A 13,629-nucleotide genomic window follows, 5' to 3' on the forward strand; every position below is an offset into this window, starting at 1 on the left:
TGACGTCTCAGATTGAGCGGGTTTTCAGAACGTGATCGGCGGCCCGGTTTCCGGAGCGAACCGATCCCTCGATGGTTGCCGGCAACCCCGTATCAGTCCAGTCGCCGGCGAGAAACAGGTTTTTCCAAGCCGTCAGGGTTCCCGGACGCAGGGCATTCTGCTCGGGCGAAGCCTCGAATGTGGCGCGGCGCTCGCGCACGATCTGCCAGGCCGGCATCTCGGCCTCGAGGCCGGCGACCGCGCAGATATCCTTCCAGATCGCCCGCGCCAGTTCCTCGCGCGGCATGTCCACCAGCCGGTCGCCACCGCTGATGGTGATGGAAAATCGGTCCGGAAACGCGAACAGCCATTCGATCAGGCCGTTCACGACGCCGATCATCGGCGGATGATGCGGCGGCGGAACGAAACGGAAATGCGCGTTGACGATGGCGCGGAACCTGGTCGGCACGGTCAGGCCGGGCAGCAACATGGCCGCGGAGCGCGGCGGAACCGCCATCACGACGGCATCTTCAGGCCCGAGCGCGATGGTCTGATCGCCGAGCGCGAGTTCCGTGACCCTGCCGTGCGCCATCGTGAGACGCCTCACCTCGTGGCCGACATCGACGCTGCCGCCCCTGGCGCGAATGTAACCGATCGCCGGCTCGATCAGCACCGAACTCAGCCCGTCGCGCGCGATCAACGGGCGGCACGCCTGCCCACCCGCCAGCAACGTCTCGCGAATGATCGCACCGGCAAGGCCGGCCGATCCATCGGGCGGATCGATGTTCAGCGCCGCAAGCAGAAGCGGCAGCACCAGCCGCTTGTAAAGCACGCCCTCGCACTTGATGGCGTCGCCGACCCGCGTGCCGGCGCTCGCCCAGATCAGCGGCGCGAGCGCGAAGTAATCGGCGGGTGATGTGTCCGGAACCCGGCGAGTGCGGTCGAACACCCAGAATGGAACGCGCCCGTCGTTGATCCGCAGGGTCCAGCGTTTATCGGCGGCAAGATCGATGAACTGGAACTCGGCCTCCGGCGGCCCCCGCAGGCCGGCTTCGGAGCCGATCGTGCGTGCATAGGCCATCACATTGTTGTTGCCGGAGAGCACCAGATGGTTGCCGTTATCGATCGTCAGATTGGTCGCGCCGTCGAAATAGGAACGGCAACGGCCGCCCACCTGCTGCGCGGCCTCGTGCACGCGAACCAGATAACCGGCGTCGGCCAGGCGCACGCCCGCCGCAAGCCCGGAAATGCCGCCACCGGCGATATGAACGGTCCGTTCCATCAGATCAACGCATACCGAAGGACGATGGCGATCTTCGCCGCGTAGCTCACGCGGACGGGTGAACGTGGCGGCTGAAAACCGCGCTCCTCCAGCAAATCCAGTATCGCGTGATAATATTTCGACATGATGCGCGGCGCTCGCACGGCACGGCGCGCGTTACGATTCATGATCTCGTCCGATTCGACGAAATGCGTCCGCGCCCGCTCCATGAGCCGGACACAGACTTCGGGGATCGCCGGGCTCGATATCACGGCGGCCGGATCGGTGCAGTCTATACCGGCGCGGAGCAGTTCCTCGCGCGGCACGTACAGCCGGCCGATCGCGGCGTCCTCGTCGAGGTCACGCAGGATGTTCGTCAACTGCAGGGCGCGGCCAAGATGGTGGCTGAGCAGGATGCCGTCCTGCTCAGGCAAGCCGAACACCCGGACCGACAGCCGTCCGACGGCGCTGGCGACGCGATCGCAATACAGATCGAGCGTGGCTTCCTCAGGCGCGCGAATATCCGCCAGCACGTCCATTTCCATACCGTCGATGACGGCAAGAAAATCCTCGCGGCGCATGCCGAAGGCGTCAACGGAGGCGACGTAATCGCGCAACCGTTCCGGCGCGCGTCCCTGATAGAGCGCGTCGATATCGTCACGCCACTGCTGAAGCGCGGCCTGCCGTTCGGACCGTGGACGGTCCGAATCCGCAATGTCGTCCACATAGCGGCAAAACGTGTAGATCTGGAACATCGCCTCGCGCTGCGCGCGCGGCAGGATACGCATCGCCGCGTAGAACGAACTGTTGGACGCGGTTTCTCCCGAACTCGCGTCGGCTGTCGTCGCGATTGTCATGCGCCGGCCGCAGGGTTCGACACCGGCCGTCGCCGCAGCAAGCGGCGAAGCATTTCCATGGTGATGCCGGCGGCGCTGTAACCGAGCAGTTGCAGCGGCTTGAGATGAACCGTCTCGCTCAGAGGATCGCGCGCTTTCAGCAAGGCGACGATCTTGTCGGCGAACATCTGAATCACGCCGACTTCAAGTCCCAGCCTCGTATCCCTGATCTCGCCCGCGAGCGGCCGGCCCTCGTCGAGCAAAACTTCGGTCCGTCCGGCGAGCGCGTGCAGGCATTGCAGGAGCGCCGGCGAGGATTTGTCCTCCCCGAGCATTTCCACCGAGACGCCCGAGGCGGCAAGCGCATCGCGCGGCAGATAAACGCGGTTGAGATTCCTGTAATCCTTGGCGCAATCCTGAAGATGGTTGTTGATCTGCAGGCCGGCGCACAGGGCGTCCGACGCGGTCCAGGTCGACATGCTCTCGCCATGCACGTCGAGCATGAAACGCCCGACCGGCATCGCCGAGTAGCGGCAATAATCGATCACGTCGTCCCAGGTCTCGTAGCGCAGCTTGGTGACGTCCATCCGGAACGCCTTCAGCACATCGATGGCGTGGCGCGGCGGCATCGACCGTTGCGCCAGCGCCTTGCGAAGGTTGACGGCTTCGGGCTGGCTGTCTCCCTGTCCCAGGAGTTCGCTCTCAAACAGGTCGAGCCAGGCAAGCTTGTCCTTTTCACCGAGTTCGGCGTGATCGGCGATGTCGTCCGCCGTCCGGACGAAATTATAGAATGCGAGAATCAACGCGCGATGACGCGGGTGAATGAGACGCGACGCGACGGGAAAATTCTCGTCGCGATGGGTCTTTCCGGATCGTAGCTGGTTCGCGGCGGGCATCAGGAAGGCATCAGGACCGGTTACGTTGACTTAATCGCAATCGGGCCTCCCGCAGGTTCCAAAACCGACGGGGCAGAATAGCCCGCGTTCCATATAGGGGAAACCGCGAGCTAAACCAATGCTATCTTTCGCCTTTTAGCCCAGCCGCCTGGCGCTGCGACAAAAAGGAACGAATAAAGATGACCGGTCGGGTTTACTGGCCGTGGCTCAGCAGAACCTGATTGCACGCCTTGGAAATTTTCGGGCGATACTGCTGCAGGCATGCGAGAACCGTCAAATCACCCTGATCCATCACGGCGCGGCAAAAACGGCTGACATCTCGCACGCAAGCGCGGTGTTCCGCCTCAGTCCCGCTGTGCGGTTGAAGCTGGGGCTGCCTCTGGACCTGCGCCATTGCCAGAGTCGATCCGAAGGACAAGAGCAGGGCGGACGATAGTAAAATTTTGGACATCATAATCCTTCATTGCAACGAGGGAGAACTCAAACCTGCACGATACTGGGCAGACCCGGCGACAGGCTTTTCAAAACTTTGGAAGAGATCACGTCACTCTTTATCGAGACCATACCGAAACAGTCCGCAAGGAACACAGCCGTTTCGACGCCGTGTGCGTGTCGACGTCCCAAACCTGTTGGCTGCCGCGGCGCGCAGCGAACACGATCGACTTGGACCATTCCTGAGCACACCCTTCCGGTACATCGGCGGTTGTCAAAAGCGCTGCGAATACGGCTAAATTTGCGGCGGCCGGCGATTGCCCGGCTGCACCCAAGCGGTTTTTCAGATGATAATTTTTAACACGGCTGAAATAATCGACTAAATTACGCGCAAGGATTCTGCTATGCTCCGTGGCAGGTTTGCCGATGGCCCGTCAAGTGTCATCCTCTCGTTTTTCACGGTTCATCCGCCCCGATTGAACCGCGCGAGCACAGTAGAACTTATTCGCTTGATGCAACTCGAGAAGCATTGGCAAAGCACCTGCTTGATAAGGAAAACCGGACATGAAGCAGTTTGCCATCAGGCTGATTCGGGGATCCGCCATCATCGCCGGTTTAGTCGCGGGCCTCGCATTGTCCGCCCCGGCGAGCTTCGCCCAGTCTGCTCCGTTCACAGGATTCGCGGGCAACTGGTCGGGAAAAGGCACCGTCACCCTGTCCGACGGATCGAAAGAGAACATTCGCTGCAAGGCGTCTTACAAGGTGGACGGCCGTGGCACGGCCATGAACCAGAGCCTGCACTGCGCCAGCGCCAGCTACAGGTTCGATCTCTCCAGCGACGTCGCCAGCCATGGCAATGAGATTACCGGGCATTGGAGCGTAGCCAGCCGGAACCTCTTCGGCTCCCTGCACGGCCGCGCGGGAGGCGGCGGGATCGACGTGTTCGCGCAAGCCGCCGGCTTTGCCGCGAACCTGACGATACGTACCCAGGGCAACCGGCAATCGGTCAGGATCACATCCAGGGACGAAATCAGAAACGTTTCCATCACCATGGCGCGTCGCTGAGGACTTACTGATCCGCCGTCAAGCCGTGCCGCCGGCGCTGCTTATTCGGCCGGCTTCGCCACGGCGCCGTGGCGGAAACGTTCCGCAAAGGTGATCAGCCACATCGCGGTCGGGCGAAGGATCAGGAAGTCCGCCACCAGAGCGGCGACCATCGCGAAGGCGCTGAGCCAGCCGAACAGCCGCAGTGACGGCAGATCCGAAAATACTGTCACCACCAGACCGCAGGCCAGCACCACGGTGGTGAGAATCAAGGCCGGCCCCATCAGCACGGTCGCGCGCTCAACCGCCTTGCCGGCGCCGACGCCAGGCCCGGTCTCCGACCGCAGGCGGTTGAGAAAGTGGATGGTCGCACTCAGTCCAAGGCCGAACGACACCGTGAGCGCGACCACGCTCGCGAATTGCAGCCCTTCCCCGAGCAACCACAACAACGTGCCGGACAGCACGACCGGGAAAATTCCGGGCAGGATGCAGGCAAACATCACAACGACCGAACGGAACGCCAATCCGATAAAGACCGCAACCAGCACAAACTCGATCGTAAGACCGTGGTTGAGCTTCTCGATCATACTGGCGCTGTTGCGCGCGGCGATGGCGGACAGGCCGGTGACGGCCATCTCATAACCGGGATGCGCTGTTCTGACAGCATCCATAGCGCGGTCGAGCTTCTCGACCACCGGCAGAATCTGGCTCGAATCGCGGTCAGGCACCCGGCCCGACACCACGACCGCCGTCTGGTCCTCAGAGATAAAGCGACGCACCAGATGCTCGGGAATGACGCTGACATATTCCTTGAGGGTCGCGACATCGTGGCTGCCGGCCTTTTCGGCAAGCCACCGCCGCAATGTTTCGATCGACCAGACGTTGCCGACGCCGGCCTGCTCCTCCACCAGCTTGTGGACCGCGGCGATGGTGGCCAGCGTCTGCGGCGAATACAGAGTTTCGCCGGCGGGGAATTCGATCAGGATGTCAATCGGATTGGCTCCGGTGAGCTTGGCGTCGAGGCGACCGCTCGCCGCCACCGCCTGCTCCTTGTCCGGAACCTGATCGGCGAGCCGGTAACGCGGCTCCAGGCTGGCGTAGACTACCGCCAGTCCACCGACCACCAGCAACGCCAGCACGCTGAAAAAGCCGGGACGCCCCACCATCCGCTCCGCGATCCAGGCGCAGAAGCGGCGCAGCGCCTGCACACCCCAGTCCGCTGTTTTGAACTTCTCCGAGAAGCGCCGTTCGTCGCGAACCAGCAGAACGCCGAAGGCGGGCACCAGCAACAGCACCGCGAGCAGCGCGATGATCGTCGCCAGCAGGCCGGCCTCGCCGAAGCTGCGAATCAGGTCCGAGTTCGAGAATTGCAGCGCGATGAAGGAAATTCCGGCGGTGGCATGGGTCAGGACGCAGGCGGGCCCGACGACGAGCACGGCATTGCGGAAGGCGGAATACTTGTCCTCACCGGCGATCAGGCGGTCGCGCGCCGCGAATGTCAGCTGCATCGAATCGGAAAAACTGATGACCATGATGAGCGGAGTCATCACATTGAGAAACATGTTGAGGCTGAAGTTCGCCCAGCCCAGCACGCCCAACGACAGCAGGATGGCAAGCAGCGGCGGAAACGCCGCGACGACCATGAAGGAAACCTTGCGGAAGAACACGATCGCGATCAGGCAGCCGGCCAGGATACCGGCGACGTTGTAGATGATCCCGTCACGCTCCACGGCGTTGCGGATTTCGAGCTGCATCACCGGCACGCCGGACAACTCTTTGGTGAGTCCGGTGTCCCCAAGATCGTCGTTCATGACCTGGCGGATCTGGCCGATGGTCGCCTTCAGCTTGCTGTCACTGACGATCGCCGGCTCCAGCGACAGCACGACCAGCGCCAGCGTGCCATCCTCCGACAGCAGCTTGCCGCGAATGATCTCGTTGGACTTCACGGTCTCTATGAAATGGTCGTATTCAGCACCTTGCGGCAGTTCGGCTGGAAACAGCGCCGCGGGCAGCTTGCCAGGCTCCGGCGCCTGACGCGCCGAGAACAACGAGATCAGGCCACGCACACCGTCCACCAGTTGCAGATCGGTGACCAGATCACGCAACTTTTCGAGGTTATCGCGTTCGAGCAGCGTCTTGCCCTCGACCACGACCAGCACGTCGAACTCAGTCGACGGAAAGCGCCTGGTGACTTCCTCGTACTGGCGATACTCCTTGGTATCGGAGCGGAACAACTGGCTGAGCGAGTCATCAATTGTGATGCGCTGGATCCCGAACACGGCGCCGACGACCATGGCCAGCAGAATGATGCAGGACAGGATGGGCGCGCGCATCGCAATCAGCCCGACCCGCTCGAACCCGAAAGCGATGCTGAGCGATCGCCTATCCGGTTTGGTCATATCGGCCGCATCGGGATTTCTCTCATGCATATGCTGTCCGTTCCGTCGAGAACCCATCGCCTGGCAAATTTCCGGAAAGCCCCTGGAGCAGACCCTGAAACCGCGGACGGTCGGTCCGCTTCCGACAGTATGCGTCGATCTCGGGCGCCACGTTTAGAGCATGATGCCGAAAAGTGGAAACCGGTTTTCGGAAAAAGAACATGCTCAAACAAAGAATAGACTCTAGCCGTTCCCCGGATAGACTACAAGCAAGGGCGGATCACGCCCTTGTCCGCGCCGCTCACGTCAAAATGATCTCGGCTCATGGGACTTTTGACGCAGGTGCTCCTGCCATCCCGGCCTTGCACCGCCGCGCCCGCGAAGCTCGCTGGTCCAGCGATTTATTGAGGTGAATTTTATCAGACGGGCGTGACCCGCTGGCCGCTCGACCTGTCAGCCCGCAGGGTCGGCACGGTCGCGACCGCTTTATGTTCCGCGGAAACGGCGGTTTCGGCGGTTTCCCGAAGTTTCAACGAATAATAGGAAGCATTGGTTTTGCCGCGCGAGGCCGAGCGCGCGAACATGATCAGGTGATGGGCAACCAGAACCGAGCTGATGAGATATTCGATCTCGCCCCGAGCCAGCCTGCGCAGCGCGAACTTCCAGAACACGCGCCTGTAATCACCGCGCACCCCCACCTTCCAGAAAATGTTGCGAAGCATGGTCAGGCCAAGCTTGATATTGCGCCATGACCTCTGCTGCGGCGTGCGCGGCTGGATCCGTTTCGGATAGGTTTCGCGGATCTGGTACTCGTAGCGCTCCATAAGCTTTTCAGGTTCGTACGCACGACCCATGCAATCGCGCCAGGTCGCCACGACGTGATCATAGGGCAAACGGAAATCGACGTTGGAGTCGCGGCCGTCGTCATCGATCAGGCGATTCTCGCGTTTCAAACGGTCCCACAGCGGCGTCTTCGGCAGCGCCTGCAGGAGGTTGATGGTCAAAAGCGGGATTCGGGAGTGATCGATGAACTCCAGCAAATGCTGGCCGGTTTCGGGCTTGTCGGTATCGAGTCCGAGAATGATACCGGAGACCACCTCCATGCCGTAATCGTTCAACGTCCTGATCGCCTCCATGATGGGAACCATCATGTTGTGATCCTTGTGCATCGCCTTCAGCGCAACCGGATCCGGCGTCTCGATACCGCAGAAGATCGTCGCGAAGAATGCTTCGCGCATCTGCGACAGTATCTCCGGACGCTTGGCGATGTTCAGTGTCGCCTCGCAGGAGAAGCGCAACACGTAACCGGTCTTCTTCTGCCATTCGATCAGATGCGGCAGAAGCTCCAGCGCAGCCTTCCGGTTGCCGATGAAATTGTCGTCGACGAAATAGACCGAGCCGCTGATGCCGCATTCCAGCAGCTTGTCGAGTTCGCGGGTGATCTGCTCGGGAGTCTTGAGGCGCGGATTGCGGCCATACAGGCCGGGAATGTCGCAGAACTCGCATTGATAAGGGCAGCCGCTGGAATACTGGATGCTGCCCAGGAAATAATGCTTGATGTCGGCCAGTTCGTAAGCGGGAATGGGAAACTTGTCCATGTCCAGCCGGCTGGCGGTTTTAAGGACCACCTGAGCGGCGGGTCGCGACGGATCGCGCGCCAGCCGTTCGATCAGTTCGTCCGTGGCATCGCCGAGTTCGCCGACATGAAGATAATCGAAGGACGGATAGTAATCCGGACAGGCGCTGACCGATGGCCCGCCGAGCGCGACGGAAAGATTGAAGGCGTGGGCGCGGCGACAGATATCGTTCATCTGCTGGCGCTGGATGTGCATGCCGCTGACGAACACGGCTTCGGCCCATTCGAAGTCCTCATCCGTCGCGAAGCGTATATTCTCGTCGATGAAACGGACCTTCCAATCGGCTGGAAGATAGGCCGCGATCAGCAGAAGTCCCTGCGGCGGCATGAAGGCCTGCACGCCACCGGTCAGCGGATAGGCGTGTTCAAACGTTCCGAACGAGGACGTGTATCGGGGGAAGACGCAAAGAATACGCCGAATTCCGTGCTGACCCACACCCCTCATCGTAGCTTCCCCATCGTGCAAAGGCATATCACGAAAACCGTTGTCAACGCTTTCACGCTGATATTGGTTCCCCGGAGCATCATCCGATCAGGTTGAATCGCACCATCCTCATGATCGTCGTATCTTCTTGCGGCGAACGGATCATCCACGTCGCCGGAAAAGCTCCGGAGCACGCTCGCTTCTGATTGGATCAGAAGCGAAGCTCCCGGATTGTTGTTTGACGGATTCTCTTCACGCGAATCCGGTGCTCGCTTCGCACGAAAACGCCATGGCCGCCGTTGAAAGCTGCGCAACAAATCCTTCAACAATGTGGCGAAGCTGAAAACGCTCCCGGCGCGGCAGCGCGCTCACGATACGCGCCGCGACAAAAGCCGGAATGGCTTCAGCCGCGAACGATCGGCTCAATCGCCGCCGCAAGCTCGAAAATCCGGCGATCCGCTCCACCCGTCCCGGCAAGCATCAGGCCAACCGGCGGCTCGCTCTCGCGATGACAGGGCAGCGAGATCGCGCATCCATCGAGGATGTTGATCAGCGAGCAGTTGCGCAGCGAAAGCATGTTGGCTTTCACGTAGGCCGCATCATCGGCGAGATCAGCTATCCGCGGCGGCGTGATGGCAACGGTCGGCGACAGCAATCCGTCGTATGGCGCAACGCGACGCCCGAAACTTCCGATGATCGCGCGTCGAACAGAGAGCAGATCAACATAATCCGCCGCGCTGAGGCCTTCGCCGTACCGAATGCGGCTGAGGACGCGGGGATCGTACAATTCCGCCTTCTCAGCGATCAGCGCGCGATGCCAGGCCCAGCTTTCGGCCGCGGCGAATCCGCCCCCGATGTTCAGTTCCGCAACCTCGCCGAACTCGGGAACGGCGATGTGATCGATCAACGCGCCGGCATCGGCCAAAAGGTCCAGCGCGCGCTCGAAGGCCGACGCAACGGCGGGATCGAGGCGGTCCAGCATCACCGTGGTCGGCGCGGCAAACCGCAGTCCTCTCACCGGGCGCGGCGCGACCGCCGTAACCGGTTCGTCCGCCAGAACCGCGTCCAGCACGGCGCAGCAGCCGACCGAACGCGCGATCGGACCGTAACTGTCCAGCGTGACGGACAGCGGGACGCCGCCATCGAGCGGAATGCGGCGCGCGGTCGGCTTGTAGCCGACGATGCCGCAATAGGCCGCCGGAATCCGGCACGATCCTCCGGTGTCGGTGCCGAGCGCGCCGTGCGCCATGCCATCCGTGATCGAGACTGCCGCGCCCGACGACGATCCGCCCGGCACATGGCCGACGTCGCGTCGCCAGCCATTTTTCGGCGTGCCGTAGTGCGGATTGATGCCCAGACCCGAATAGGCGAATTCGGTCATGTTGGTGCGCCCGATCACCACGAAGCCGGCCCGGCGCAGGCGCGCCACGACCGGGGCGTCCTTCGCGGCCGGAGGCGCATCCTTAAGCGCCAGCGACCCGGCACGCGAGACCTGTCCCCTGACGTCGAACAGATCCTTGATCGAAACCGGAATGCCTGCGTACGGCGACGGCGCGGCGTTGACCCCGCGCAGCCTGTCCATGGCCTCGGCCGCGGCGATCGCGGCGTCCGCATCGACCTGGATGAACACGCGCGCGCCCTCGCCCGCCTGGTCCGCGATTTTCGCAAGGCAGTCGCTGACCAGGGCGCGCGCCGTGGTACGGCCCGCCGCGAGATCGGCGGCGAGCGTGGCCAGGGTCGGATCATCAGGCATGGCTAACCTCGCAGGCGGACGGATGGATGACATCCTGTTATTGTCTGGTCGCATTTCCTGCGGCGAACCGGTTTCCACTTCGCCGGAAAATGCTCTAGCCGCTGTTGCGCAGGCCCGCGGAAATTCCGTTGATGGTGAGCTGGATACCCCGCAGCACCTGCTCATCCTCGCACTGCGCGCGATGGTCCTTCAGGAGTTCGACCTGCACATGATTGAGCGGATCGAGATAGGGGAAGCGGTTGCGGATCGAGCGCTCAAGCAGCGGGTTACCGGCAAGCAACCGCTCCTGCCCCATGATGGCGAGCAGCTTGTCGATGGTGAGATGCCACTCGCGCCGGATGCGTCCGAAGATCGCCTCGCGAAGTTCAACGTCGGGCACCAGATCGGCATAACGCGACGCGATCGCGATCGAACTTTTCGCGAGCACCATGTCCATGTTGGAAAGCAGCATGCGGAAGAAGGGCCACTCCCCGTAAAGCTCCTGCAGGAACGCCATGCCTTTGTCGGGATGACTTTCTATCCACGCCTCCACCGCGCTGCCGAACCCGTACCAGCCCGGCAGCATCACCCGGCATTGCGCCCAACTGAATACCCACGGAATCGCCCGGAGATCCTCGATCCGGCGTGTCTTCTTGCGCGACGCCGGCCGGCTGCCGATGTTCAATGTGGAGATTTCGTTAATCACGGTGGACGCCCAGAAGTAGTCCTCGAAACCCGGCGTCTCAAAGACGAGGTTGCGATAGGCCTTGTAGGCAAGCGACGACAGCGACTCCATCGCGTCGAGGTATTCCAGGCTCGGAGCGCTCTGCCGCGGCTGCAACAGGCTGGCCTCCAGCGTGGCGGCGGCGAGGATCTCCAGATTGGAGCGGCCCACCTCGGCGTTGGAATACTTGCTGGAGATGATTTCACCCTGTTCAGTGATTCTGATCTGGCCATTCACCGCACCACCCGGTTGCGCGAGGATGGCGTCGTAGCTCGGCCCTCCGCCGCGGCCGACTGATCCGCCGCGGCCGTGAAACAGGCGCAGCCGCACCTTGTGGCGCTCGAACACCTCGACCAGGCCGATCTCGGCTTTGTAAAGCTCCCATCCCGAGGTAACGAAACCCCCGTCCTTGTTGCTGTCGGAATAGCCGAGCATCACCTCCTGCAAGCCGCCGCGGCTGTCGACCAGCGCCCGATACTCCGGCAGCGACAGCAACCGGTCCATGATGCCGGCACAGGCCTGCAAATCCTCGATGGTCTCGAACAACGGCACGATATTGATGGCGCTGTGCCCGGTGGGATCGACCAGGTCGGCCTCCTTCAGCAGCAACGCGACTTCGAGCAGGTCGGAAATGCCTTCGGTCATCGAGACGATGCATTGAGGGATCGCATCCGGGCCAAGCGTTCCGTGCGCCTCCGCCGCGGCATGGAACACCGCAAGCTCGCCCTGCGTCTCCTCGCTGTATGTGATGAACGGCGACGTCAGCGGACGCGCGCTGCGCAGTTCCCTTAGCAACAGGACGATACGGGCCTCCTCGTCCAGCGTCAGATAGGACGTGCCCGGACTGGCGGCGGCGAGCAGTTCGGCGATCGTTCTTTCATGAACGGTGGAGTTCTGCCGCAAGTCGAGGCAGGCGAGATGGAAACCGAAACAGTCGGCGGCGCGGCGTAGTTTGCGCAGCCGCCCGCGCGCGATCACCTCCGAGTTATTCGCGGTCAACGAGTGGTGGAGAATATCGAGATCGGCACTGAACTCGGCGGCGCTGGCATAGGGCGGAGCCGCGCCGTATGGCGGACGCAGCGTGTCCGCTTTCAGCTTCACGGCGGTGGCTGAAAGCCGCGCGTAAATGCCTGACACCGCGAGGCGGTAAGGCTCGCTGCGGCGATGCGGCGAGGTGTCGGCCGATCGTTCGGCCAGCGAGCTCAACTCCGGCGAGACATCGGTGAGATCGGCGGCCAGCGACAGTTCGCGGCCGAGTTCATGCAGTTCATCGAGATAGTGACGCAGTATCCGCGAGACCTGCCAGTGGAGGGTGCCGCGCATGACGTCCGCTGTCACAAAGGGATTGCCGTCGCGATCGCCGCCGATCCAGCTTCCGATCCGCAGGAACGACGCAATCTCGTTCGCGGCGCTGCTTTCCTCGGGATCGTGCAGGCGATCTTCCAGCATGCAATGCAGCCGCGGCACCTCGCGCAGGAAGGTATAGTCGTAGAACGACAGGCCGTTAGCGACTTCGTCCAGCACCGTCAGCTTGGTCCGCCGCAGGAGATCGGTCTGCCACAGCGTCAGCACCGCGCGGCGCAACTGTTCCTCGCTGGCCTCGTACTCGTCTGGCGTGAGTTGCATCCGTTCGCGACGGTCGAGCAGCGCCGCGACCTCCATCTCGCGATCGATGGTGCTTTTACGGCGGACCTCGGTCGGATGAGCGGTCAGCACCGGACTGACCACGGCGCTGTCGAAAAAGTCTCGCAACTCGGCCGCGCTGAACCCGGCCTTACGCGCGCAGGCAAGCGTATGCGCCAGCCGACCCTGATGCCGCGCCCCACCCGCGAGGGTCTGGCTGCGCATCTGGCGGATATTGTTCTGATCCTCGGCGATGTTGGCGAGATGCGAGAAGTAGCTGAAGGCGCGGACGACAAGCACCGTCTCGTCCGTCGACATGCCGTCGAGGATGGCTTCCAGTTCGCGCCGCGCGGGCTTGTCGTCATCGCGATGAAAGCGGATCGAGGTCTGCCGGATGCGTTCGACCAGATCGAACGCCTCCGGTCCCTCGCGATCACGCACGGTATCGCCGAGAATACGGCCGAGCAGCCGGATATCGTCGCGCAGCCTTGCATCGAGGTCGGCGGCGTCAGACTCCGGCTGACCTGCACGAGGTAACGGCATCAGACTGGACATCACGCTGCTCCTGAAAAACCGGTTCTTCAGTGGCAATTTTCCTGCTGCAACGCAAGAAATGCCGGCCTGTCGATGCACAAAAGATGGACGGCTCGGAAAAGACCGGCGG

8 protein-coding genes and 1 pseudogene are annotated in these 13,629 nt (G+C 62.3%); 1 reads left to right on the forward strand and 8 read right to left on the reverse strand.

Annotated elements, in window-relative coordinates; genetic code table 11:
* Positions 1-7: 7 nt before the first annotated feature.
* The 4 genes from hpnE to NWI_RS18280 all read right to left on the reverse strand — a co-directional run bounded on the left by hpnE (position 8) and on the right by NWI_RS18280 (position 3,423).
* Positions 8-1,261 (reverse strand): hydroxysqualene dehydroxylase HpnE, encoded by a 1,254-nt coding sequence (hpnE, locus tag NWI_RS11835; protein ID WP_011315491.1) that lies wholly within the window; start codon positions 1,259-1,261, stop codon positions 8-10.
* Positions 1,261-2,097 carry a presqualene diphosphate synthase HpnD gene (gene hpnD / locus NWI_RS11840; protein ID WP_011315492.1) on the reverse strand — a complete coding sequence of 279 codons (837 nt, stop codon included), beginning with the start codon at positions 2,095-2,097 and terminating at the stop codon, positions 1,261-1,263. Before hpnD ends, hpnE begins: the two co-directional genes overlap by 1 nt.
* Positions 2,094-2,972 carry a squalene synthase HpnC gene (gene hpnC / locus NWI_RS11845; protein WP_011315493.1) on the reverse strand — a complete coding sequence of 293 codons (879 nt, stop codon included), beginning with the start codon at positions 2,970-2,972 and terminating at the stop codon, positions 2,094-2,096. Before hpnC ends, hpnD begins: the two co-directional genes overlap by 4 nt.
* A gap of 193 nt (positions 2,973-3,165) precedes the next feature.
* Positions 3,166-3,423 (reverse strand): hypothetical protein, encoded by a 258-nt coding sequence (locus NWI_RS18280; protein WP_011315494.1) that lies wholly within the window; start codon positions 3,421-3,423, stop codon positions 3,166-3,168.
* A gap of 545 nt (positions 3,424-3,968) precedes the next feature.
* Between NWI_RS18280 and NWI_RS11855 the strand changes: the two genes are divergently transcribed.
* A complete protein-coding gene (locus tag NWI_RS11855) occupies positions 3,969-4,469 on the forward strand; it encodes a hypothetical protein (protein ID WP_011315495.1) in 501 nt (166 codons plus the stop codon).
* A gap of 41 nt (positions 4,470-4,510) precedes the next feature.
* On the opposite strand, the gene NWI_RS11860 is transcribed toward NWI_RS11855, so the two are convergent.
* The 4 genes and pseudogenes from NWI_RS11860 to ppc all read right to left on the reverse strand — a co-directional run bounded on the left by NWI_RS11860 (position 4,511) and on the right by ppc (position 13,508).
* Positions 4,511-6,877 (reverse strand): efflux RND transporter permease subunit, encoded by a 2,367-nt coding sequence (locus tag NWI_RS11860; RefSeq protein WP_041345051.1) that lies wholly within the window; start codon positions 6,875-6,877, stop codon positions 4,511-4,513.
* 452 nt (positions 6,878-7,329) lie between these two features.
* Positions 7,330-8,907 (reverse strand): annotated as a pseudogene (locus tag NWI_RS11865) (B12-binding domain-containing radical SAM protein); the annotation flags it as partial.
* Between the two features lie 382 nt (positions 8,908-9,289).
* Positions 9,290-10,639 (reverse strand): amidase, encoded by a 1,350-nt coding sequence (locus tag NWI_RS11870; protein WP_011315498.1) that lies wholly within the window; start codon positions 10,637-10,639, stop codon positions 9,290-9,292.
* Positions 10,640-10,733: 94 nt separating this feature from the next.
* The gene (gene ppc / locus NWI_RS11875) at positions 10,734-13,508 is read right to left on the reverse strand and encodes a phosphoenolpyruvate carboxylase (protein ID WP_244375022.1); all 2,775 of its coding nucleotides are present in this window, start codon (positions 13,506-13,508) and stop codon (positions 10,734-10,736) included.
* Positions 13,509-13,629: the final 121 nt, after the last annotated feature.

The organism is Nitrobacter winogradskyi Nb-255 (assembly GCF_000012725.1).
GTDB classification, from domain to species: domain Bacteria; phylum Pseudomonadota; class Alphaproteobacteria; order Rhizobiales; family Xanthobacteraceae; genus Nitrobacter; species Nitrobacter winogradskyi.

Excerpts from the sequence above, each read along its gene's own strand:
- hpnE (WP_011315491.1), bottom strand. The coding sequence starts at position 1,261 with ATGGAACGGACCGTTCATATCGCCGGTGGCGGCATTTCCGGGCTTGCG.
- NWI_RS11855 (WP_011315495.1), top strand. The coding sequence starts at position 3,969 with ATGAAGCAGTTTGCCATCAGGCTGATTCGGGGATCCGCCATCATCGCC.
- NWI_RS11860 (WP_041345051.1), bottom strand. The coding sequence starts at position 6,877 with ATGCATGAGAGAAATCCCGATGCGGCCGATATGACCAAACCGGATAGG.
- ppc (WP_244375022.1), bottom strand. The coding sequence starts at position 13,508 with ATGCCGTTACCTCGTGCAGGTCAGCCGGAGTCTGACGCCGCCGACCTC.
- hpnD (WP_011315492.1), bottom strand. The coding sequence starts at position 2,097 with ATGACAATCGCGACGACAGCCGACGCGAGTTCGGGAGAAACCGCGTCC.
- hpnC (WP_011315493.1), bottom strand. The coding sequence starts at position 2,972 with ATGCCCGCCGCGAACCAGCTACGATCCGGAAAGACCCATCGCGACGAG.
- NWI_RS11870 (WP_011315498.1), bottom strand. The coding sequence starts at position 10,639 with ATGCCTGATGATCCGACCCTGGCCACGCTCGCCGCCGATCTCGCGGCG.
- NWI_RS18280 (WP_011315494.1), bottom strand. The coding sequence starts at position 3,423 with ATGTCCAAAATTTTACTATCGTCCGCCCTGCTCTTGTCCTTCGGATCG.